Consider the following 20725-nt stretch of genomic DNA (forward strand, 5'->3'; position numbering starts at 1 on the left):
CCGCTGCGCAATGCGAATTCGACATTGGGCGCGCTTGCCGTACTTAAATGCACTGCCTGCGCGCGCCTTGTCTTCAAGCGCCGCTCGCAGGCCGGCTAAGTTTACGTTTACGAGGGCGGCGTTTTAGCTCCGTCCTGGCATCAAAAAGGATTTTCCGACCATGAAATGGGAAGTCGTCATCGGTATCGAGGTGCATGTGCAGCTCAATACCGTCTCCAAGATTTTCTCCGGCTCCAGCACCGCCTTCGGCGCCGAGCCGAACACTCAGGCCTCCGCGGTGGAACTGGCCTTCCCCGGCGTGTTGCCGGTGCTGAACAAGGCCGCGGTGGACAAGGCCATACGCCTGGGCTTGGCGCTGAACGCCAAGATCAACCAGAAAAACGTGTTCGCGCGCAAGAACTACTTCTATCCGGACCTCCCCAAGGGCTACCAGATCAGCCAGATGGACCTGCCTATTGTCGAGCACGGCCAGCTGAAAATCCTGGTGGGCGAGCAAGAGAAGGTGATAGGCGTGACTCGCGCCCATATGGAAGAGGACGCTGGCAAGAGCCTGCACGAAGACTTCCATGGCCTGTCCGGCATCGACCTCAACCGCGCCGGCACGCCGCTGCTGGAAGTGGTGTCCGAACCGGACATGCGCTCGGTGGACGAGGCGTTGGCCTATGTCAAGGCGCTGTACGCGCTGGTGACCTGGCTGGGCATCTGCGACGGCAATATGCAGGAAGGCAGCTTCCGCATGGACGTCAACGTGTCGGTGCGCCCGGAGGGGCAGAAGGAATTCGGCACCCGCCGCGAGATCAAGAACCTCAACTCCTTCCGCTTCCTGGAGCAGGCCGCCAAGTACGAGATCCAGTGGCAGATTGACACCCTGGAAGACGGCGGCAAGGTGCAGCAGGCCACCGTGCTATTCGATCCGGACACCGGCGAAACCCGGATGATGCGCAGCAAGGAAGACGCGCACGATTACCGCTACTTCCCGGACCCGGACCTGCTGCCGGTGCGCATTTCCGACGAGCAGATCGCCCGCATCCGCGGCGAGATGCCGGAGCTGCCGGCGGCGATGCAAGTCCGTCTGGCCGAGGCTTACGGCGTGTCCGCCTACGACGCGGCGCTGCTGACTTCCAGCCTGGCCCTGGCTCAGTACTTCGAAGCCGCGGCCAAGGCCTCCGGTCAGGGCAAGCTGGCCGCCAACTGGATCAATGGCGAGATCGCCGCGCGGCTGAACCGCGACGGCAAGGAGATCGCCGATTGCCCGATTTCGGCCGAGCGTCTGTCCGGCCTGATCGCGCGCATCGCCGACAACACCTTGTCCAGCAAGCTGGCCAAGCAGGTGTTCGATGCCTTGTGGGACAGCGAACTCTCCGCCGACGACATCATCGAGCGCGACGGCCTGAAGCAGGTGTCCGACGTCGGCGCCATCGAGAAGATGGTGGAAGAAGCGATCGCCGCCAATCCCAAGGCGGTGGAAGAATTCCGCGCCGGCAAGGAAAAGGCGCTCAACGCCTTGGCCGGTCAGGTGATGAAGGCTTCCAAGGGCAAGGCCAATCCGGCCCAGGTGCAGGATATTCTGCGACAGAAGCTGGCCTAATCCGGCGGAACTCCGGGACGGCGGCGCCGAATGTGGCGCCGCCGTCCTGTTTTTGTGTTGCGGCGCGGAAAGTGGTCTTGCATTGGACTGTCCTTGGAAATATTCCCAGGCTCGAGGTGTGGTGTTTCGGGAATAGTTCGAGTGTTAACAGCTCACTTTGACTGATGTTTTTAAGCCTCTGATTTGACAAGGAATCCGCTTTTTGCGCTGTCCGCTAAGTCATTGTCTCAAAAGGTGAATTAGAACTTCTCGATGTTGACCGTGGGGAAGTTCTTTCTTATAGTGGCGGAAAGTGGGGCGAAGTGGGTGAAAGTGGGGCATTTGTCCCAGGGGGCGACGGCCCCTTAGGTTTATTCGGTCAGCGGGCTCGAAATCATGATTGGTGGCGTCAGCATCTTGTCTCTCGATAGCAAGGGGCGTTTGGCTATTCCGGCTAAACACCGCGAGACACTGCTGTCCGCTTTCGGGCACAAACTGATCGTCACCCTTGAATCCCAAGACCACTTGCTGATCTACCCCGAACCCAACTGGCGTCCGGTCGAAGCCCGCCTGTTAGCCCTTCCCACCGGCAATCCCACTCTGAAACGTTACCAGCGCCTCGTGCTCGGCCACGCGGAAACCCTGGAAATGGACAGTGCCGGACGCATTCTGTTGCCCGCGCGCTTGCGCGATCTCACCGGACTCGACAAAGACGTCGCGCTGGTGGGCATGGGCAACCGCTTCGAGCTGTGGAATGCCGAGGAATGGGACAGTCAGACCGCTGACGCCCTGGCCATCGATCAAACCGATCTGGCCCAACACCTTGGAGACTTTACGCTGTGAGCACCACCCCTTTCGTGCACCTGACGGTGCTCTTGACCGAAGCGGTCGACGCGCTTGCCATCCGGCCGGATGGCACCTACGTCGATTGCACTTTCGGTCGAGGTGGCCACAGCCGCTTGATCCTGTCGCGACTGGGGCCGCAAGGCCGCCTGATCGCCTTCGACAAGGATCCCGAAGCCATCGCCGTGGCCACGCGGCTGGCGGAGGAAGACCCGCGCTTTCAGATCGTGCACAACGGTTTTGAAACGCTGGGGCAGGAACTGGACCGCCTGGGCGTGCCCCAGGTGGATGGCGTGTTGATGGATCTGGGCGTGTCCTCGCCGCAGATCGACGACGGGCGGCGCGGTTTCAGTTTCCGTTTCGACGCGCCCCTGGACATGCGTATGGATACCACCCGCGGCATCACCGCGGCCGAATGGTTGGCGACGGCAGACGAGGCCGATATCAGAGAGGTCATCAAGACTTATGGTGAAGAGCGGTTTGCTCGCAAGATCGCAGCAGCCATTGTTGCGCAAAGGGCTGACGCCCCCCTCCAGACCACGCGTGAGCTCGCCGTGCTCGTTGGGCAAAACGTCCGTACTCGGGAACCGGGTCAGGACCCCGCAACGCGTACCTTCCAAGCGATCCGGATCTTTGTGAACCGCGAGCTGGACGAACTCAAGGCGGTGCTGCCGCAGGCGGCGCGCCGTCTGGCGGAAAACGGCCGTCTGGCGGTGATCAGCTTCCATTCGCTGGAAGACCGCATCGTCAAGCAATACCTGCGCGACGCCAGCAGCGAGGAAAAGCTGCCGGCTTGGGCGATGGTGCGCGCTTCCGACATGGCGCAGCCGCCGATGTCCACCGTGGGCAAGCCGGTGCGCGCGGGCGATGAAGAGGTGCGCGCCAATGCGCGCTCCCGCAGCGCCATCATGCGCGTGGCCGAACGCACCGCAGCGCCGTGGCGGGAGATCGACGCATGAACAAGCTCAACGCGATACTGCTGGTCATCGTGGTGTTGTCCGCCTGGTCGGTGGTCACCTCGACCCATGTGTCGCGCAAGCTCTACAGCGATTTGCAGAAAGAACGCAAATCCGCCCAGCAGCTGGAGATCGAGTTCGGACAGCTGCAGCTGGAGCAGAGCACCTGGGGCGCGCACGCGGTGATTGAGAAAGCCGCGTCCAGCCGCCTCGACATGCATACCCCGGATCCGCGTCAGATCCAGGTGGTTTCACCTGGAAAGGGGATGTGATGCGCACTTACTCACCGCGCCACCAGCAACGCATCCCGGACGCCAGCCCCGCGCTGCGCATGAAGCCGGGCCGCGTGCGTTTCGTGCTGCTGATGCTGGCGCTGCTGTTCCTGGCGCTGATCGGCCGCGCGGTTTACCTGCAAGTGATGCAGCAGGATTTTCTGCAAAACCAGGGCGAGGCTCGCTTCCGCCGCGCAATGACGCTGGAAGCCAACCGAGGCGTGATCACCGATCGCAACGGCGAGCCGTTGGCGATCAGCTCGCCGGTGCAGACGATTTGGGCCAGCCCCGCGGACATGGAGCCGGTGCCGCCGGCCAAGCTGCGCGAACTGGCCGCGATGCTGGATCTGTCGCCGGAAGAGTTGTCGGCCAAACTGTCCGACCGCAAGAAAGAATTTGTTTACATCAAGCGCCAGATCAGCCCGGAGCTGGCCGACAAAGTGATGGCGCTGGGCGTGCCCGGCATCGCCAAGCAGCAGGAATTCCGCCGTTTCTACCCGGCCGGCGAGATTGTGTCCCACATCATCGGCTTCACCGGCGTGGACGGCAAAGGCCAGGAAGGCGTGGAACTGGCGCGCGAGAAGATGCTGGCCGGCAAGGATGGCCGCCGCGTGGTGCTGAAGGATCGCCGCGGCCACATCATTGAAGACGTCGCCGCCATCGAGCCGCCGCGAGACGGCCAGAAGCTGGCGTTGGCGGTGGATCACCGCATCCAGTATTTGGCTTACCGCGAGCTGAAGGCGGCTGTGGAGCTTAACAAGGCCAAGGCGGGCAGCGTGGTGGTGCTGGACGCTCATACCGGCGAGTTGTTGGCGCTGGCGAATTATCCGTCGTTCAACCCCAATAACCGCAGCGGCGTAACGCCGGAAATGATGCGCAACCGCGGCGTGATCGATTTGTTCGAACCGGGTTCGACGATGAAGCCGCTGTCGATCTCGCTGGCGCTGGAAAACGGCAAGGCCGGCCTCAACACGGTATTGGACACTCACACTTACATGATAGGCCCGGCCACCATTCGCGACGTGGCGCCGCGCCCCAGCCTGGACATCCTGGGCATCATTCAGAAATCGTCCAACGTCGGTACCAGCAAGCTGGCGCTGATGAGCTCGCCGGAACAATCGTGGAAGCATTACGACGCGCTGGGCTTTGGCCGCGCGCCGGAAACCGGCTTTCCCGGCGAAGCCGGCGGCCGGCTGCGCGACTGGCACAACTGGCGGCCCATCGAGCAGGCGACGATGTCCTTCGGCTACGGCATCTCGGTCAGCCTGATCCAGATGGCGCGCGCCTACACCGTGTTCGCCAACGACGGCGTGATGTTGCCTATCTCGCTGTACAAGACCAATACGCCGATGCCGGGCAAGCGCGTGCTGGCGGAAAAGACCGCGCATGAAATGCGCGACCTGCTGGTCGCCAACAGCCAGCCGGGCGGCGGCGCCGTAGGCGGCCGCATCATCGGTTACAGCATCGGCGGCAAAAGCGGCACCGCGCGCAAGCTGGAGGGCCGCACTTACGTGGCCAACAAGCACCGCGCGCTGTTCATGGGCTTCGCGCCGGGCAAATCGCCGCGCGTGATTGTGTCGGTCATGATAGACGAGCCCTCCGCGGGCAAATATTACGGCGGCGCGGTGGCTGCGCCGGTGTTCTCGCAGATCGCCGGCGGCGCGCTGCGAGTGCTGAACGTGCAGCCGGACGAGCCCTCCAACAACACTTTATTGCCGGAATCCACCCCGGTGCCGGTGGATTTTTGATCAAATCATGAAAAGCCGTTTGACCCCCATGCCGGATTGGAATCCGGCCGACATCAAGCAGTTGGGACTGCCCGTCAAGCGGGTGGAGACCGACAGCCGCCGCGTGCTGCCCGGCGACGTGTTCCTGGCGTGCCCCGGCCTGCATTCCGACGGCCGTGACTACATCCAGGCCGCGTTGGCGAAAGGCGCGGCCGCGGTGTTGTGGGACGATGCCGGCGGCTTCGCCTGGAACCCGCTGTGGCAAGCCCCCAATCTGCCGGTGCCGCATCTGCGCGACCGCATCGGCATGCTGGCGGCCGAGGTCTACGGTTACCCCAGCCGCGCGCTGCGCGTAATCGGCATCACCGGCACCAACGGCAAGACTTCTATTTCCCATTGGCTGGCGCAGGCTTTTTCGCTGCTGGGCCAGAAGGCGGCGCTGATCGGCACCGTCGGCAATGGTTTTTACGGCGAATTGACCGAAACCACCCACACCACGCCGGACCCGGTGACCATTCAGCAGAAACTGGCTGAATACCGCCGTCAGGGCGCGCATGTGGTGACGATGGAGGTATCCAGCCACAGCCTGGATCAAAGCCGCGTCAACGGCGTGGACTTCGCCACGGCGGTGCTGACTAATCTGACTCGCGATCATCTGGACTATCACGGTTCGATGGAAGCCTACGGCGAATCCAAGAAGAAGCTGTTTTTCTGGGAGGGCCTGAAACACGCGGTGATCAACGCCGACGATGAATTCGGCAGGCAATTGGCCGCCGAAATCGATCCGGCCCAGACCCAAGTGGTGACTTACGGCCTGGAGCAGGGCGATGTGCGTCCGCTGGCGCTGGCCGCGACGCTGGACGGCCTGCAACTGACAGTGACCACCCCCTGGGGCATCGCCGATGTGCGCACCGGCTTGGTGGGACGCTTCAACGCCGCTAATCTGCTGGCCTGTCTGGCCACCTTGTGTGTCAACGGCGTCAGCCTGCGCGACGCCGCCGCGGTGATGGCGCGCATCCAGCCGGCGAGAGGCCGCATGCAGAGCGTGGGCGGCGCGCACGAGCCGCTAGTGGTGATCGACTACGCCCACACCCCGGACGCGCTGGAAAAAGCCTTGTCCACCTTGGCCGAGATTCGCCCGGAAGGCGGCCGCCTGTTCTGCGTGTTCGGCTGCGGCGGCGACCGCGATCCGGGCAAGCGCCCGATGATGGGCGCCATCGCCGAGAAAATCGCCGACGTGGCGGTGCTGACCAGCGACAACCCGCGCACTGAAGACCCGCAAGCCATTCTGCGCGACGTGTTGGCCGGCATGGACGCCGCGCGCACCCACGTTGAGGTAGACCGCGAAGCGGCCATCCACTGGGCGGTGGGCCAGGCGCGCGCCGGCGACGTGGTGCTGGTGGCCGGCAAGGGCCATGAGGAATACCAGGACATCGCCGGCGTCAAACGGCCGTTCTCCGACTTCCGCGTGGCGGAAGAGGCGCTGACCGCTTGGGGGGAACGCGCATGATGACGCTGCTGCAGGCCGCCGAACTGGCCCAGGGCGCATTGAGCGGCCCGGACGGCGACATCCTGCGCGTAGTGACCGATAGCCGCGAGGCCGGTCCCGGCGATCTGTTCGTCGCCTTGAAGGGCGAACGCTTCGACGCCCACGACTTCGTCGCCGAGGTTGTCGCCAAGGGCGCGGCCGCGCTAGTGCGCGCGGATTTTGACTTGCCCGGCGCCAGCCTGATCCCGGTAGAGGACACTCACCTGGCCCTGGGCCGGCTGGCCTCCGGCTGGGCGCTCCGCCTGCCGGCGCTGCGCATTGGCGTCACCGGCTCCAACGGCAAGACCACGGTCAAGGAAATGCTGGCGGCGATTCTGCGTCGCCACGCCGGGGCCGACGCGGTGCTGGCCACCGCCGGCAATTTCAACAACGATATCGGCCTGCCGCTGACCCTGCTGCAACTGACGCCGGCGCATCGCTACGCGGTGCTGGAAATGGGCATGAACCATCATGGCGAGCTGCGCTACCTGACCGGCCTGGCCCGGCCGCGCATCGCGCTGGTCAATAACGCGATGCGCGCTCACTTCGGTTATTTCGGCTCCACCGAGGAGGTGGCGCGCGCCAAGGCGGAAATCTTCGAAGGTCTGGACGCCGACGGCGTGGCGGTACTGAATGTCGACGATGCCAATCTGGCGCTGTTCCGCCGCGCGGCGGACGGCCATCGTCAGATCGTCTTCGGTCTGAACGCCGAGGCTGATGTTCACGCCGCCGACATCGAGCTGGGCGCGCTCAGCAGCCGTTTCACCCTGCGCTGCGCCGACGGCGAGCGGCGGATAGAACTGCCGGCGCCGGGCGAACACAATGTGCGCAACGCGCTGGCCGCCGCCAGCCTGGCCCTGGCCGCCGGCGTGCCGTTGGATGGCATCGCCGCCGGTCTGGCGGCCTTCGGCGGGGCCAAGGGCCGTTTGCAGCTCAAGCAAAGTCCGCGCGGCTTGAGCGTGATCGACGACAGTTACAACGCCAACCCGGACTCGATGAAGGCCGGAATCGACGTGCTGAGGCGCTTGCCCGCGCCGCGCTGCTTCGTGATGGGCGACATCGGCGAATTGGGCGAAGCCGCCGATGCGCTGCACGCGGAAGTGGGCGAGTACGCCCAGGCGCGCGGCATTGATCTGCTGCTGACCTTGGGCGAAGCCTCGCGTCACGCCGCCGTCGCCTGCGGCGCGGGCGGCAAACATTTTGATTCGATTGACGAGTTGTACGAGTTTCTCGACCGGCAGTTGCCGTCGGGTGCCTCCGTTCTGGTCAAGGGGTCGCGCTTCATGCGCATGGAACGGGTGGTGGAACACCTGATGCAACAATTAAGAGAGGAACAATAACGTGCTGCTCTGGCTGGCTGAACTGCTGGGCTCCCACATCCGGGCCTTCAACGTCTTCAACTACATCACGCTGCGCGCGGTGATGGCGGCGCTGACCGCGCTGGCGATCTCGCTGCTGCTGGGACCGTGGGTGATCCGCAAGTTGACCGAACTCAAAGTGGGCCAGGCGGTACGCAACGACGGCCCGCAGACCCATCTGATCAAGGCGGGGACTCCGACCATGGGCGGTTCGCTGATCCTGCTGGCCATCGGTCTGACCACGCTCTTGTGGGCCGACCTGTCGAACAAATACGTATGGCTGCTGTTGGCTGTCATGTTCGGCACCGGCGCGCTGGGTTTTTACGACGACTGGCGCAAGGTGGTGTACAAGGACCCGAAAGGCGTGTCCGCCAAGTTCAAGATGGCTTGGCAGTCAGCCATCGCCATCGGCGCCGGCGTGTTTCTGATCGCCACCGCCAAGCTGCCGGCGTCCACCGAGCTGATCGTGCCCTTCGTCAAGACCGTCGCCTACCCGTTGGGCGCCATCGGTTTTTGCGTGCTCACCTACTTCGTCATCGTCGGCACCTCCAACGCGGTGAATCTGACCGATGGCCTGGATGGTCTGGCGGCCTTGCCCACCGTGCTGGTGGCGGCCGGGCTGTCCATCTTCGCCTACGTTGCCGGCCACGCGGTGTTTTCCAAATATCTGGGCCTGCCCTTCATTCCCGGCGCGCACGAGGTGGTGGTGTTCTGCGCCGCGATGTGCGGCGCCTGTTTGGGTTTTTTATGGTTCAACGCCTATCCGGCCCAAGTGTTCATGGGTGATGTGGGCGCGCTGGCCCTGGGCGCGGCGCTAGGCACCGTGGCCGTGATTGTGCGCCAGGAGATTGTATTGCTGATCATGGGCGGCCTGTTCGTGGTGGAAGCGCTGTCCGTGATGATTCAAGTGGCTTCGTTCAAGCTCACCGGCAAACGGGTGTTCCGCATGGCGCCGCTGCATCACCACTATGAATTGAAAGGCTGGAAGGAAACGCAAGTGGTGGTGCGTTTCTGGATCATCACCATGATGCTGGTGTTGGCCGGCTTGTCCACCATCAAGCTGCGTTGAGGAAGAACATGGATTACGCGAATCGTCACGTCGTGGTAGTGGGCTTGGGGGGCTCGGGCTTGGCGGCCGCGCGCTACCTGGCCGCGCACGGCGCGCGCGTGAGCGTGGCCGACGCAAAACCGTCGGCCGAGCGCGTGGCCGAACTGCGCGCCTTCCTGCCGCAGGCGGAAGTGCGCGGCGGCGACTTCAACGAACAGACCTTCGCCGACGCCGACTTGCTGGTGCTGAGTCCGGGCGTGCCGCTGAAGAACCCGGCCGTTGCCGCCTTCCGCCAAGCCGGCGGCGAGGTGATAGGCGATATCGAAGTGCTGGCGCGGGCGATTCGCGGCGACGGCAGCAAGGTGATCGCCATCACGGGTTCCAACGGCAAGAGCACCGTCACCAGCCTGGCGGGCCATTTGTGCGCCGCCGCCGGCCTGGACGCGGTAGTGGCCGGCAATATCGGCCTGGCGGTGCTGGAAGCGCAACTGGAACGCGAACAAAGCGGCAAGCGCCCGGACGTGTGGGTGCTGGAGCTATCCAGTTTTCAACTGGAGTCCACTCTTACGCTGGAGGCCGATGCCGCCACGGTGCTGAATATTTCCGAAGACCACCTGGACCGCTACGACGATCTGCTGGACTACGCCCATACCAAGACCCGGGTGTTCCGCGGCGGCGGCGTTCAAGTGCTGAACCGAGACGATGCGCTGGTGCGCGCCATGGCGCGGCCCGGCCGCGTGGTCAAATGGTTTTCGCTGACAGAGAATGCCGCATTCGCGTTGCAGCAGGATGACGGCCGCTACTGGCTGAGCCTGGACGGAGAGCGGGCCTTCGATTGCGCCGAAATGCGTCTGCAAGGCCTGCACAACGCCGCCAACGCGCTGGCCGCGCTGGCTTTGTGCGAAGCCGTGGGCGCGCCGCGCGCGGCGCTGCTGCAAGGGCTGAAAACCTTTCAGGGTCTGGAACATCGCGTCGAGTTGGTGGACGAAGTCGGTTCGGTTGCGTTTATCGATGATTCCAAGGGCACCAATGTCGGCGCCACCGAGGCGGCCCTGAACGGCATGACCCGTCCGGTGGTGTTGATCGCCGGCGGTGACGGCAAGGGACAGGATTTCGCGCCGCTGGCGCCGGCCTGCCGCCGCATCGCCCGCGCCGTGCTGTTGATTGGCCGCGACGCCGGCAAGATTCGCGCCGCGCTGGCGGACTCCGGTCTTCCGCTGCACGACTGCGCGACGCTGGAAGAAGCCACCCGCCGCGCGGCTGAGCTGGCGCGGCCCGGCGATGTGGTGCTGCTGTCGCCGGCTTGCGCCAGCCTGGACATGTTCCGCAACTACGCGCATCGCGCCCAGGTGTTCATCGACACCGTGCGCGAACTGAAGGCGCGGCAAACCGAGGCGACGCGGCCATGATCGTGCACGGAGCCCGGCGCTACGCCGCCATCAAGCCGTTCGACGAAGCGCTGTCTTGGGCGCTGGCCCTGCTGTTGTCGATCAGCCTGGTGATGGTGTACTCGGCGTCCATCGCCTACGCCGAGGCCGACGCGGCCACGCACAACCGTTACTTCTACCTGATCCGCCACATGATCTTCATGACGATAGGGCTGAGCGCGGCCTATATCGCCTTCCAGATTCCGACGGCGTTCTGGCAGAAGTACTCCGGCAAGATTTTCCTGATTGGGCTGGTGTTGCTGGTGCTGGTGCTGATTCCCGGCATCGGCAAGATGGTCAACGGCTCGCGGCGCTGGATCAACTTGTTTGTGTTGAACCTGCAGCCGTCAGAAGTGATGAAGTTCGCCACCGTGCTGTACGCGGCGGATTACACCGTGCGCAAGAGCCATCTGCTGCACAGCCTGAAAGAAGGCTTCGCGCCGATGTTCGCCGCCATGGTGGTGGTGGCCTTCCTGCTGCTGCGCGAGCCGGACTTCGGCGCGTTGATGGTGGTGATGAGCATCGCGATGGGCCTGCTTTTCCTTGGCGGCATCAATATGCGCATCTTCAGCGGGCTGGCGGTGATGGCGGTGGGCGCCATCGTGGTGCTGATCATCTCCTCGCCGTATCGCTTGAAGCGGGTGCTGGGTTTCATGGACCCGTGGGACGACCCGTACGGCAAGGGCTATCAGTTGTCGCACTCCTTGATCGCCATCGGTCGCGGCGAGTGGTTCGGCGTCGGCCTGGGCGGCAGCATAGAGAAGCTGTTTTACCTGCCGGAGGCGCATACCGACTTCATCATGGCGGTGATTTCGGAAGAGTTCGGTTTTGCCGGCATTTGCGTGGTGGTGGGTCTGTACGCCTGGATTGTGCGGCGCGCCTTCCACATCGGCGTGGAGTCGAAAAAGCTGGAGCGCTATTACCAGTCGCTGGTGGCGCAGGGTCTGGGCATCTGGCTCGGCATCCAGGTGTTTTTCAACATCGGGGTGAATATGGGCCTGCTGCCGACCAAGGGTTTGACCTTGCCGCTGATGTCCTTCGGCGGCTCGGCGATGTTGATGAATTTGATCGCGGTGGCGGTGCTGCTGCGGGTTGATTATGAAAACCGAAGGATTATGCGGGGCTATAAGGTTTAGCCCCGCATTCAGGAAAGGCGGTAAGCCTTTCCAGGCGCCTTGGCGCCGTCTCCTTCGGTTTCTGCAAGCCCGAAGGGCGAAGCGAAAACCGGCGCACGATGCGCGGCAACGAGAGTTAACGGAACGGATTAGAGATGGCGAATCGCACGGTCATGGTGATGGCGGCTGGTACGGGTGGACACATCGTCCCCGGCCTTGCCGTGGCCAAGGAATTGCAAAGCCGGGGCTGGAATGTGGTGTGGCTGGGCACCCGGCGCGGCATGGAGAACAAGTTGGTGCCGCCCACCGGCATTCCGCTGGAACGGCTGAATTTCCACGGCGTGCGCGGCAAGGGCCTGTTGGGCTCGGCCAAGGGCGCTTTGCAGCTGCTTGGCGCTTTCTTCAGCAGCGCGGCGCAGATTTTCCGCCATCGCCCGGACGTGGTGCTGGGCATGGGCGGCTATGTCTGCCTGCCCGGCGGCGTGATGGCTGGCCTGCTGTGGAAGCCGCTGGTCTTGGTCAACGCCGACGCCGGCCTGTTGTTGAGCAATAAAGCCTTGCTGCCGTTCGCCAAGAAACTGGTCTGCGGTTTCGATGGGGACGCGGCGCGCAACGGCAAGGCGCTGGTCACCGGTAATCCGGTGCGAGGCGAGATCGAGAGCATTGCCGCGCCGGCTGAGCGTTTTGCCGGCCGCGGCGGCCCGCTGAAGGTGTTGGTGGTGGGGGGCAGCCTGGGCGCCAAGGTTTTGAATGACACCTTGCCGCAGGCGATGGCCAAGTTACCGGCGGACAAGCGGCCGCAATTGACGCATCAGACCGGCGAGGCGAATTTCGCCGCGGTCGAAGCGGCTTATCAGGCTGCTGGCTTGCGGGATCAGGTGGAATTGTTGCCCTTCGTCGACGACATGCCAAAGCGCCTGGCCGAATGCGATTTGGTGATTTGCCGCGCTGGCGCGATCACGGTCAGCGAATTGTGCGCGGCCGGCGTGCCCAGCGTGCTGGTGCCGCTGGTGGTGTCCACCACCGGCCATCAGCGCGACAACGCCGAGTGGATGGCGAAGGCCGGCGCGGCCTGGCATCTGCCGCAGAAAGAATTGAACGCCGATGGGCTTGCGGGCTTGTTGGCGGGTTTGGATAGAGACCAGTTGCTGGACAAGGCCGAACGCGCGCGCGCGCTGGCCCATTCCGGCGCGGCCGGTCGGGTGGCCGACCTGTGCCAGCAGCTGGCCAGGGAATGACAGGGCGTCATATGAGCGCTCAAGCAGAGACACAGACATGAAACACAGGGTCAAACACATACATTTCGTCGGCATCGGCGGCGTGGGCATGTGCGGCATCGCGGAGGTGCTGCACGGCCTGGGCTTTACCGTGTCCGGCTCCGACATGGCGGAAAGCGCCACCAGCAAGCGGTTGATCGATCAGGGCATACGCGTGTTCTACGGCCACGACGCCACTTATATGCATGGCGCCGACGTGGTGGTGACCTCCACTGCGGTCAAGTCCGACAATCCTGAAGTGCTGGAAGCGCGCGCCAACAAAATTCCGGTGATCCCGCGCGCGCTGATGTTGGCTGAGTTGATGCGCTTCAAGCAGGGCATCGCCATCGCCGGCACCCACGGCAAGACCACCACCACCAGCCTGACCGCCTCGGTGCTGGGCGCGGCTGGTTTGGATCCCACTTTCGTCATCGGCGGCAAGCTGACCGCGGCCGGCACCAACGCGCGCCTGGGGTCCGGCGAATTCCTGGTGGCCGAGGCCGACGAATCGGACGCCTCCTTCTTGCACCTGACTCCGGTGATGGCGGTGGTGACCAATATCGACGCCGATCACATGGACACCTACGACCACAGCTTCGACAAGCTCAAGCAGGCTTTCGTGGACTTTCTGCAGCGCTTGCCGTTCTACGGCCGCGCGGTGCTGTGCGTGGACGATCCCAATGTGCGCGAGATCCGCGGCCGCATCACCAAGCCGGTGACCACTTATGGCCTGGACGATTCCGCCGACATCTACGCGGAGAACATCCGCGCCGCGGCCGGCCAGATGCATTTCGACGTGGTGGTGAAGAACGGCAAGGAAGTGCGCTTTCCTGTTGTGCTGAACATGCCGGGCCGCCACAACGTGCTCAACGCGCTGTCCGCCATCGCCATCGGCCTGGAGTGCGGAGCCAGCGTGGAAGCGATCCAGCAAGGCCTGGCCGAGTTCGCCGGCGTCGGCCGCCGTTTCCAGCGCTATGGCGAAGTGCCGGCCAAGGACGGCGGCAGCTTCACCCTGGTGGACGACTACGGCCATCACCCGGTGGAAATGGCCGCCACGCTGGCCGCGGTGCGCGGCGCCTTCCCGGACAAGCGTCTGGTGCTGGCCTTCCAGCCGCACCGCTACACCCGCACCCGGGATCTGTTTGAAGACTTCGTCAAGGTGCTGTCCAGCGTGGACGCCTTGTTGCTGTCCGAAGTCTACGCCGCCGGCGAAGCGCCCATTGTGGCCGCCGACGGTCGCGCCTTGGCGCGCGCGGTGCGGGTTTTGGGCAAGGTGGAGCCGGTGTTCGTCGAGGACATCGTCGAGATGCAGCAGACCATTTTCGATCAGGCTCGCGACGGCGACGTGGTGGTGACCATGGGCGCGGGCTCCATCGGCGCGGTGCCGGCCAAAGTGGCGGCGGGCGCGTGATGATGAATGACAAGGACAAGGCAATGACGCAGTACGGCAAGGTGGCGGTGATGATGGGCGGGAGCTCCTCCGAGCGCGAAGTGTCGCTGATGAGCGGCGCCGGCGTGCTCAAGGCCCTGCAGTCCCGCGGCGTGAACGCTCACAAGTTCGATCCGTCGGAACAACCGCTGAGCGCGTTGAAGGAAGAAGGCTTCGACCGCGTGTTCAACATCCTGCACGGCCCTTTCGGAGAAGACGGCACCTTGCAAGGCGTGCTGGAAAGCATGGGGCTGCCGTATACCGGCTGCGGGGTGATGGCGTCGGCGATCTGCATGGACAAATGGCGCACCAAGCTGTTGTGGCAAGGCGCCGGCCTGCCGATCCCGGAATTCGAGCTGCTGGACGAGAACAGCGACTTCGCCGCGGTGGAGGCCAAGCTTGGTCTGCCCATCTTCGTCAAGCCGGCCACTGAGGGCTCCAGCATCGGCGTGACCAAGGTCAAGCAGCCGGGCGAACTGAAAGCCGCGTTCGAAGAGGCGCGCAAATACGACAGCATCGTGATTGCCGAGCGATTCATCGGCGGCGGCGAGTACACCTGTGCGGTGATAGGCGACACGGCCTATCCGACGATCAAGATCGAGCCGGCGACCGAGTTCTACGACTACGACGCCAAGTATTTCCGCGACGACACCGTCTACCGTTGCCCGTCCGGCCTGAGCGAAGCGCTGGAACAGCGCGCGCGCGAACTGTCGCTGGCGGCGTTCCGCGTATTGGGCGGCCGCGGCTGGGGCCGGGTGGATTTCCTGATGGACGAGGCCGGAGGCATTTACTTGCTGGAAGCCAACACCAATCCGGGCATGACCAGCCACAGCCTGGTGCCGATGGCGGCGCGGGCGATGGGCATCAGTTACGAGGATTTGTGCCTCAAGGTGCTGGATATGGTGCATGTGGGATAACCATCGGTTGCTAAGAGGCCTGGCCAATTTGATGCTGGCCGCCGCAGCGCTGATGTTGCTGTATGCAGGAGGGTTCTGGTTGACGCACGCTCCGGTGTTTCCGGTGAAGAAGATCCAGATTCGCGGCGACATGAAACGCGTGACGCCGGAACAGCTGAAGTTCATTGCCGAGCATGAACTGTCCGGCACCTTCTTCACGCTGGACATCGACAAGACGCGGGCGGCCTTCGGCAAATTGCCGTGGGTGCGGGATGCCCAGGTGCGACGGCGCTGGCCGGACGCGCTGGACATTTCGGTGGAAGAGCATGTGGCGCTTGCGCGCTGGGGAGAGAACGGCCTGGTCAATACCCGAGGAGAGCGGTTCGACGCCGCCAGCGATCAGGACCTGCCGGTGTTTTACGGGCCGGCGGGGGCAGAGAAGGACATGAGCGAAATGCTGGGCGGGCTGCGCCAGGATCTGGCTCCGGCGGGCGTCAAGCCCGCGGCGCTGTGGCTGTCCAGCCGCCGCGCCTGGAAAGTGGGGCTGGACAACCAGGTGCAGCTGGAGTTGGGACGCAACGACGTAAGTCCGCGCGCCCGCCGCTTCGCCCAGTACTGGAAGAGCAAATTGGCGGCGTTGCCGTATCACGTGGAATACGTGGATATGCGCTACCCGAATGGATTCGCCGTGCGGATGCCCGATTACAAGGCGCCGCCGGCCAAGGGAAACAAGTAATTAGCAGTTGGAGCGACAGGTGAGCAAACCAAAGGAAAGCAAGAACATGCTGGTTGGCCTCGACATCGGCACATCCAAGATCGTGGCGATCGTCGCAGAAGTCCTGGAGGACGGCCAACTCAATATCGTCGGCATGGGCCACACCCCGTCGCGCGGTTTGAAGCGCGGCATGGTGGTGAACATCGAATCCACGGTGCAGGCCATCCAGCGCGCGCTGGAAGAGGCCGAGCTGATGGCCGATTGCAAGATTCACGAAGTGTTCGCCGGCATTGCCGGCAGCCACATCAAGAGCGTGAACTCGCACGGCATGGTGGCGATCAAGGATCGCGAAGTCACCAAGATGGACATCGACCGCGTGATTGAAACCGCGCGCGCGGTGACCATCCCGCCGGACCATCAGGTGCTGCACATCCTGACTCAGGAATACAGCATCGACGGTCAGGAAGGCGTGCGCGAACCGCTGGGCATGAGCGGAGTGCGGCTGGAAGCCAAGGTGCACATCGTCACCGGCGCGGTGTCCGCCGCCCAGAACGTGACCAAGTGCGTGCGCCGCTGCGGCCTGGAAGTGTCCGACCTGGTATTGCAGCCGATGGCTTCCGCCATCGCGGTGCTGTCGGAGGACGAAAAAGACCTGGGCGTGTGCCTGATCGACATCGGCGGCGGCACCACCGACATCGCGGTGTACGCCAACGGCGCGATCCGCCACACCGCGGTGATACCGATCGCCGGCGATCAGATCACCAACGACATCGCCATGGCCTTGCGCACGCCCACCAAGGAGGCCGAGGACATCAAGATCCAGCACGCGGTGGCGCTGGTGGCGATGGCCGACCCCAGCCAGATGATAGAAGTGCCGGGCGTGGGCGAGCGCGGGCCGCGTCAGATGTCGCGCGCCACGCTGGCTGAAGTGGTTGAGCCGCGGGTGGAAGAGCTGTTCCAACTGGTGCAGCAGGAACTGCGCCGCAGCGGTTTTGAGGATTTGCTGTCCTCCGGCATCGTGCTGACCGGCGGCGCCAGCCTGATGCCGGGCATGGTGGAGTTGGCGGAGGAAGTGTTCCACATGCCGGTGCGCGTTGGCGTGCCCAAGTATGTGGGCGGCCTGGCGGAAGTGGTGAAGACCCCGCGCTTCTCCACCGGCGTCGGCCTGCTGTTGTACGGCAAGGATCAGATTCAAACGCATACCGGCCCCAAGGTGGAGTCGGCGGGCGTGGGCCAGATGTTCTCGCGCATGAAGGCGTGGTTCGCTGGCAATTTCTAGGAGTTTGTTTACGATCCGCTGCGCGTCGGCGATACGGCGTTGAAAACGGCTTCAGAATGCTCATGTACCGTATGTACATTCCGCTTCTTCAGCTGTTTTCGCCTGGTCTCGCTTTAGCTTGCAGGATCGTGAACATTTTACTAAGCGCTACGCGGCCGGCGCACACGCTGGCCACGATAGCGATCGGGCAGATGTATCGGGTAGGTAGCTCATCTTTATTGAGGAGAGGAAAATGAGCGGAATGGTCTTTGAAGTTATGCAAGAAACCGCCAATGTGGCGATCATCAAAGTCATCGGCGTTGGCGGCGGCGGTTGCAACGCCATCGACAACATGATCGACGGCAATGTGCACGGCGTGGAATTCATCTGCGCCAATACCGACGCTCAGTCGCTGCTGCGCAACAAGTCGCCGCAAAAACTGCAGTTGGGCAACAACCTGACCCGCGGCCTGGGCGCGGGCGCCAATCCGGAAGTGGGCCGCAGCGCGGCGCTGGAAGACCGCGAGCGCATCGCCGAGATGCTGCGCGGCTCCAATATGGTGTTCGTCACCGCCGGCATGGGCGGCGGCACCGGCACCGGCGCGGCGCCGGTAGTGGCGGAAGTGGCCAAGGAAATGGGTATCCTGACCGTGGGCGTGGTCACTCGTCCGTTCGAGCACGAAGGCAAGCGCATGAAAGTGGCGCAGAACGGCATCGAAGACCTGAAAAAGCACGTCGATTCGCTGATCGTGATCCCCAATGAAAAACTGATGGAAGTGCTGGGCGACGACGTGACCATGCGCGAAGCCTTCCGCGCCGCCGACGATGTGCTCAAGGGCGCGGTGGCCGGCATTGCCGAAGTCATCACTTGCCCGGGCCTGATCAACGTCGACTTTGCCGACGTGCGCACTGTGATGAGCGAAATGGGCCTGGCGATGATGGGTTCCGCCTACGCTTCCGGCATCGACCGCGCCCGCGTGGCCGCCGAGCAGGCCGTGGCCAGCCCGCTGCTGGACAACATCACTCTGGAAGGCGCGCGCGGCGTGCTGGTTAACATCTCCACCGCGCCGGGTTGCCTGAAGATGAGCGAGTATCGCGAAATCATGGGCATCGTGCGCCAGTACGCGGACGAAGACGCGCAGATCAAGTTCGGCACCGCCGAAGTGGAAGACATGCCGGAAGACACCATCCGCGTGACCTTGATCGCTACTGGTCTGGGCCAGAAGAAGACCGCGCGCAACACCGAGGAGCGTCCGGAGTACATCAAGATCGTGAAGACCGGCACCGACGACCGCGCGGTGGAAGTGGTCAGCTACGACGACTTCGACACCCCGGCCATCATGCGCCAGGGCCGTCGCCGCGCCGCGCCGTCCATGGACTTCTCCAATCCGGAAGTGAGCGAAAGCTACGATATCCCGGCCTTCCTGCGCAAGCAGGCGGACTGAGGCGGAGTCGCTATAGAAGAAAGCTATTTAATACTGCAAATCAATCAATAAAGTGCGGTTTTTGACTGTGCTAGAATCGGGCGTTCCCATCCGTTTGAGAAGTCCGACATGATATTGCAGCGCACGCTGAAACAAGCGATAAGCGCCACGGGTGTGGGTTTGCACTCCGGCGAGCGGGTGAAACTCACCCTGCTGCCGGCCGCGCCCGACACCGGGATCGTCTTTCGCCGCACCGACTTGCCCGAGCCGGTGGAGGTGAAAGTGGATCCATCGCTCGTCAACGACACGCGACTCTCCTCCACGCTGGTGACTGACACCGGCGTGCGTGTCGGCACGATCGAGCATTTGATGTCGGCCCTGGCGGGCTTTGGCATCGACAACCTCGTGATTGAGGTCACGGCGGCGGAAATCCCCATCATGGACGGATCCGCCGCCCCTTTCATTTACCTGCTGCAGACCGCGGGCGTGGCCGAGCAGAATGCCAAGAAGCGCTTCATCCGCGTCACCCGGACGGTGGAGGTGGAAGAGCGCGGCGTGTGGGTCAAGCTGGAGCCGCATGACGGCTTCAAGGTCACCTTGTCCATAGACTTCAACCATCCGGCCTTCAATCTGGCGCCGCAGACCGTAGCGGTGGATTTCGCGCGCCACTCCTATACCGACGAGATCAGCCGCGCGCGCACCTTCGGCTTCATGCACGAGGTGGAATACATGCGCAACCACGGGCTGGGCCGTGGCGGCAGCCTGGACAACGCCATCGTCATCGACGACGAATACGTGCTGAACCCGGAAGGCCTGCGCTTTCCGGATGAATTCGTCCGCCATAAAATCCTGGACGCCATCGGCGACCTCTACATCATCGGCCACCCGTTGATCGCCGCCTTCTCCGGCCACAAATCCGGCCACGCGATGAACAACAAGCTGTTGCGCAAGCTGCTGGAAACGCCGGAAGCCTGGGAATACGTCAGCTACGACGATCCGCTGGACGCGCCGTCCAGCTTCCACCGGCTGCCGGAGGTGGCCTAGCGGTGTTCGGCTTCTGGCGCTTGTGGCTGCTCGTCACCATCCTGTTGTTGGGCTGGGCAGGCGTCTGTTATCTATTGACCCGCAATCCGCTCTACCTGCGCTACCTTGGCCGCATCGCCCGCTGGAGCGGCGGCCTGGTGGTACTGGTCAGCGCCTTCTGGCTGATTTACCGGCTACTGTCCTAAGAGCCTGTTTACGATCTCGCGAGCAAGAGCGAGACAAGGCGAAAACTAGCGAAAAAGCGGAATGTACTCGTGGTACATGAGCATTTTGAGGGAGTTTTCAACGCTGTATCGCCGAAGCGCAGCAGATCGTAAACAGGTTCTAAGCGGGCCGGAGGAGTGATGAACCCATGTCCAAATTGACACATTTCGATGCCGGCGGCCAGGCCCATATGGTCGACGTCGGCGCCAAGGCGCACACCCGCCGCCGCGCGGTGGCCGAAGGCCATATCCGCATGCTGCCCGCCACCTTCGCGCTGGTGAAGGGCGGCGGCCATAAAAAAGGCGACGTGCTCGGCATCGCTCGGATCGCCGCCATCATGGCGTCCAAGAAAGCCGCGGACCTGATCCCGCTCTGCCACCCGATCGCGCTGACCCGCGTGGCGGTGGACTTCGAACTGCTGGAGGCCGACAACGCCGTGCGCATCGAAGTCACCGCGGAATGCAGCGGCCAGACCGGGGTGGAAATGGAGGCGCTGACCGCCGCCAACGTCGGCCTGTTGACCATTTACGATATGTGCAAGGCGGTGGACCGCGGCATGGTCATCGACGGCGTGCGGCTGCTGGAGAAAGAGGGCGGCAAGAGCGGGCATTGGCGGGTGGAGAGCTGATCCGGTGCAATGTCGCGCGCAGTCTCATGTG

Annotated in this window: 19 protein-coding genes; all 19 read left to right on the top strand. The window is 63.6% G+C overall.

Annotated features, from left to right (window positions below; all coding sequences use genetic code 11):
* Positions 1–160 precede the first annotated feature (160 nt).
* The 19 genes from gatB to moaC all read left to right on the top strand — a co-directional run bounded on the left by gatB (position 161) and on the right by moaC (position 20694).
* Positions 161–1588, top strand: coding sequence for an Asp-tRNA(Asn)/Glu-tRNA(Gln) amidotransferase subunit GatB (gatB, locus tag BR71_RS08090; protein WP_043635469.1), 1428 nt, complete (start codon positions 161–163; stop codon positions 1586–1588).
* Between the two features lie 375 nt (positions 1589–1963).
* Complete coding sequence (mraZ, locus tag BR71_RS08095; RefSeq protein ID WP_043635472.1) at positions 1964–2410, top strand: division/cell wall cluster transcriptional repressor MraZ; 447 nt, start codon at positions 1964–1966, stop codon at positions 2408–2410.
* A complete protein-coding gene (gene rsmH, locus BR71_RS08100) occupies positions 2407–3369 on the top strand; it encodes a 16S rRNA (cytosine(1402)-N(4))-methyltransferase RsmH (protein WP_043635475.1) in 963 nt (320 codons plus the stop codon). Before mraZ ends, rsmH begins: the two co-directional genes overlap by 4 nt.
* A complete protein-coding gene (gene ftsL, locus BR71_RS08105; protein ID WP_019102080.1) occupies positions 3366–3638 on the top strand; it encodes a cell division protein FtsL in 273 nt (90 codons plus the stop codon). Before rsmH ends, ftsL begins: the two co-directional genes overlap by 4 nt.
* Positions 3638–5386 carry a peptidoglycan D,D-transpeptidase FtsI family protein gene (locus tag BR71_RS08110; RefSeq protein ID WP_043635478.1) on the top strand — a complete coding sequence of 583 codons (1749 nt, stop codon included), beginning with the start codon at positions 3638–3640 and terminating at the stop codon, positions 5384–5386. The genes ftsL and BR71_RS08110 overlap by 1 nt, the downstream gene beginning before the upstream one ends.
* A 7-nt stretch (positions 5387–5393) precedes the next feature.
* Positions 5394–6875 carry a UDP-N-acetylmuramoyl-L-alanyl-D-glutamate--2,6-diaminopimelate ligase gene (locus tag BR71_RS08115; RefSeq protein WP_043635481.1) on the top strand — a complete coding sequence of 494 codons (1482 nt, stop codon included), beginning with the start codon at positions 5394–5396 and terminating at the stop codon, positions 6873–6875.
* Positions 6872–8233 (top strand): UDP-N-acetylmuramoyl-tripeptide--D-alanyl-D-alanine ligase, encoded by a 1362-nt coding sequence (locus BR71_RS08120; RefSeq protein WP_043635485.1) that lies wholly within the window; start codon positions 6872–6874, stop codon positions 8231–8233. The genes BR71_RS08115 and BR71_RS08120 overlap by 4 nt, the downstream gene beginning before the upstream one ends.
* Position 8234: 1 nt before the next feature.
* Complete coding sequence (gene mraY, locus BR71_RS08125; RefSeq protein WP_043635488.1) at positions 8235–9320, top strand: phospho-N-acetylmuramoyl-pentapeptide-transferase; 1086 nt, start codon at positions 8235–8237, stop codon at positions 9318–9320.
* Positions 9321–9328: 8 nt separating this feature from the next.
* Positions 9329–10708, top strand: a complete 1380-nt coding sequence (gene murD, locus BR71_RS08130; RefSeq protein WP_043635490.1) for a UDP-N-acetylmuramoyl-L-alanine--D-glutamate ligase — start codon at positions 9329–9331, stop codon at positions 10706–10708.
* On the top strand, positions 10705–11862 hold the full coding sequence (gene ftsW / locus BR71_RS08135) for a putative lipid II flippase FtsW (RefSeq protein WP_052370435.1): 1158 nt from the start codon (positions 10705–10707) through the stop codon (positions 11860–11862). The genes murD and ftsW overlap by 4 nt, the downstream gene beginning before the upstream one ends.
* Positions 11863–11996: 134 nt before the next feature.
* Complete coding sequence (murG, locus tag BR71_RS08140) at positions 11997–13079, top strand: undecaprenyldiphospho-muramoylpentapeptide beta-N-acetylglucosaminyltransferase (RefSeq protein WP_043635493.1); 1083 nt, start codon at positions 11997–11999, stop codon at positions 13077–13079.
* 37 nt (positions 13080–13116) lie between these two features.
* Positions 13117–14508 (top strand): UDP-N-acetylmuramate--L-alanine ligase, encoded by a 1392-nt coding sequence (gene murC, locus BR71_RS08145; RefSeq protein WP_043635495.1) that lies wholly within the window; start codon positions 13117–13119, stop codon positions 14506–14508.
* A gap of 23 nt (positions 14509–14531) precedes the next feature.
* Positions 14532–15443, top strand: a complete 912-nt coding sequence (locus BR71_RS08150; protein ID WP_043592438.1) for a D-alanine--D-alanine ligase — start codon at positions 14532–14534, stop codon at positions 15441–15443.
* Positions 15433–16158, top strand: a complete 726-nt coding sequence (locus BR71_RS08155) for a cell division protein FtsQ/DivIB (protein WP_019102324.1) — start codon at positions 15433–15435, stop codon at positions 16156–16158. Before BR71_RS08150 ends, BR71_RS08155 begins: the two co-directional genes overlap by 11 nt.
* A 19-nt stretch (positions 16159–16177) precedes the next feature.
* Positions 16178–17416, top strand: coding sequence for a cell division protein FtsA (gene ftsA, locus BR71_RS08160; RefSeq protein ID WP_043592377.1), 1239 nt, complete (start codon positions 16178–16180; stop codon positions 17414–17416).
* Positions 17417–17648: 232 nt separating this feature from the next.
* Complete coding sequence (ftsZ, locus tag BR71_RS08170; protein ID WP_039755403.1) at positions 17649–18839, top strand: cell division protein FtsZ; 1191 nt, start codon at positions 17649–17651, stop codon at positions 18837–18839.
* 111 nt (positions 18840–18950) lie between these two features.
* The gene (lpxC, locus tag BR71_RS08175; RefSeq protein WP_043635701.1) at positions 18951–19862 is read left to right on the top strand and encodes a UDP-3-O-acyl-N-acetylglucosamine deacetylase; all 912 of its coding nucleotides are present in this window, start codon (positions 18951–18953) and stop codon (positions 19860–19862) included.
* 2 nt (positions 19863–19864) lie between these two features.
* Positions 19865–20047, top strand: a complete 183-nt coding sequence (locus tag BR71_RS08180) for a hypothetical protein (RefSeq protein ID WP_019102328.1) — start codon at positions 19865–19867, stop codon at positions 20045–20047.
* A gap of 167 nt (positions 20048–20214) precedes the next feature.
* Positions 20215–20694: a cyclic pyranopterin monophosphate synthase MoaC gene (moaC, locus tag BR71_RS08185; protein WP_043635503.1), complete on the top strand. Its 480-nt coding sequence runs from the start codon at positions 20215–20217 to the stop codon at positions 20692–20694.
* The last annotated feature ends 31 nt before the right edge of the window (positions 20695–20725 follow it).

The sequence above is a fragment of the Chromobacterium haemolyticum DSM 19808 genome (assembly GCF_000711885.1).
Taxonomy (GTDB): domain Bacteria; phylum Pseudomonadota; class Gammaproteobacteria; order Burkholderiales; family Chromobacteriaceae; genus Chromobacterium; species Chromobacterium haemolyticum.

What these genes read in the sequence shown, in the direction of transcription:
- BR71_RS08110 (WP_043635478.1), top strand. Translation starts at nt 3,638, where the DNA reads ATGCGCACTTACTCACCGCGCCACCAGCAACGCATCCCGGACGCCAGC.
- mraZ (WP_043635472.1), top strand. Translation starts at nt 1,964, where the DNA reads ATGATTGGTGGCGTCAGCATCTTGTCTCTCGATAGCAAGGGGCGTTTG.
- murC (WP_043635495.1), top strand. Translation starts at nt 13,117, where the DNA reads ATGAAACACAGGGTCAAACACATACATTTCGTCGGCATCGGCGGCGTG.
- murG (WP_043635493.1), top strand. Translation starts at nt 11,997, where the DNA reads ATGGCGAATCGCACGGTCATGGTGATGGCGGCTGGTACGGGTGGACAC.
- ftsZ (WP_039755403.1), top strand. Translation starts at nt 17,649, where the DNA reads ATGAGCGGAATGGTCTTTGAAGTTATGCAAGAAACCGCCAATGTGGCG.
- moaC (WP_043635503.1), top strand. Translation starts at nt 20,215, where the DNA reads ATGTCCAAATTGACACATTTCGATGCCGGCGGCCAGGCCCATATGGTC.
- ftsL (WP_019102080.1), top strand. Translation starts at nt 3,366, where the DNA reads ATGAACAAGCTCAACGCGATACTGCTGGTCATCGTGGTGTTGTCCGCC.
- BR71_RS08150 (WP_043592438.1), top strand. Translation starts at nt 14,532, where the DNA reads ATGACGCAGTACGGCAAGGTGGCGGTGATGATGGGCGGGAGCTCCTCC.
- ftsW (WP_052370435.1), top strand. Translation starts at nt 10,705, where the DNA reads ATGATCGTGCACGGAGCCCGGCGCTACGCCGCCATCAAGCCGTTCGAC.
- BR71_RS08115 (WP_043635481.1), top strand. Translation starts at nt 5,394, where the DNA reads ATGAAAAGCCGTTTGACCCCCATGCCGGATTGGAATCCGGCCGACATC.
- gatB (WP_043635469.1), top strand. Translation starts at nt 161, where the DNA reads ATGAAATGGGAAGTCGTCATCGGTATCGAGGTGCATGTGCAGCTCAAT.
- murD (WP_043635490.1), top strand. Translation starts at nt 9,329, where the DNA reads ATGGATTACGCGAATCGTCACGTCGTGGTAGTGGGCTTGGGGGGCTCG.
- BR71_RS08155 (WP_019102324.1), top strand. Translation starts at nt 15,433, where the DNA reads ATGTGGGATAACCATCGGTTGCTAAGAGGCCTGGCCAATTTGATGCTG.
- BR71_RS08120 (WP_043635485.1), top strand. Translation starts at nt 6,872, where the DNA reads ATGATGACGCTGCTGCAGGCCGCCGAACTGGCCCAGGGCGCATTGAGC.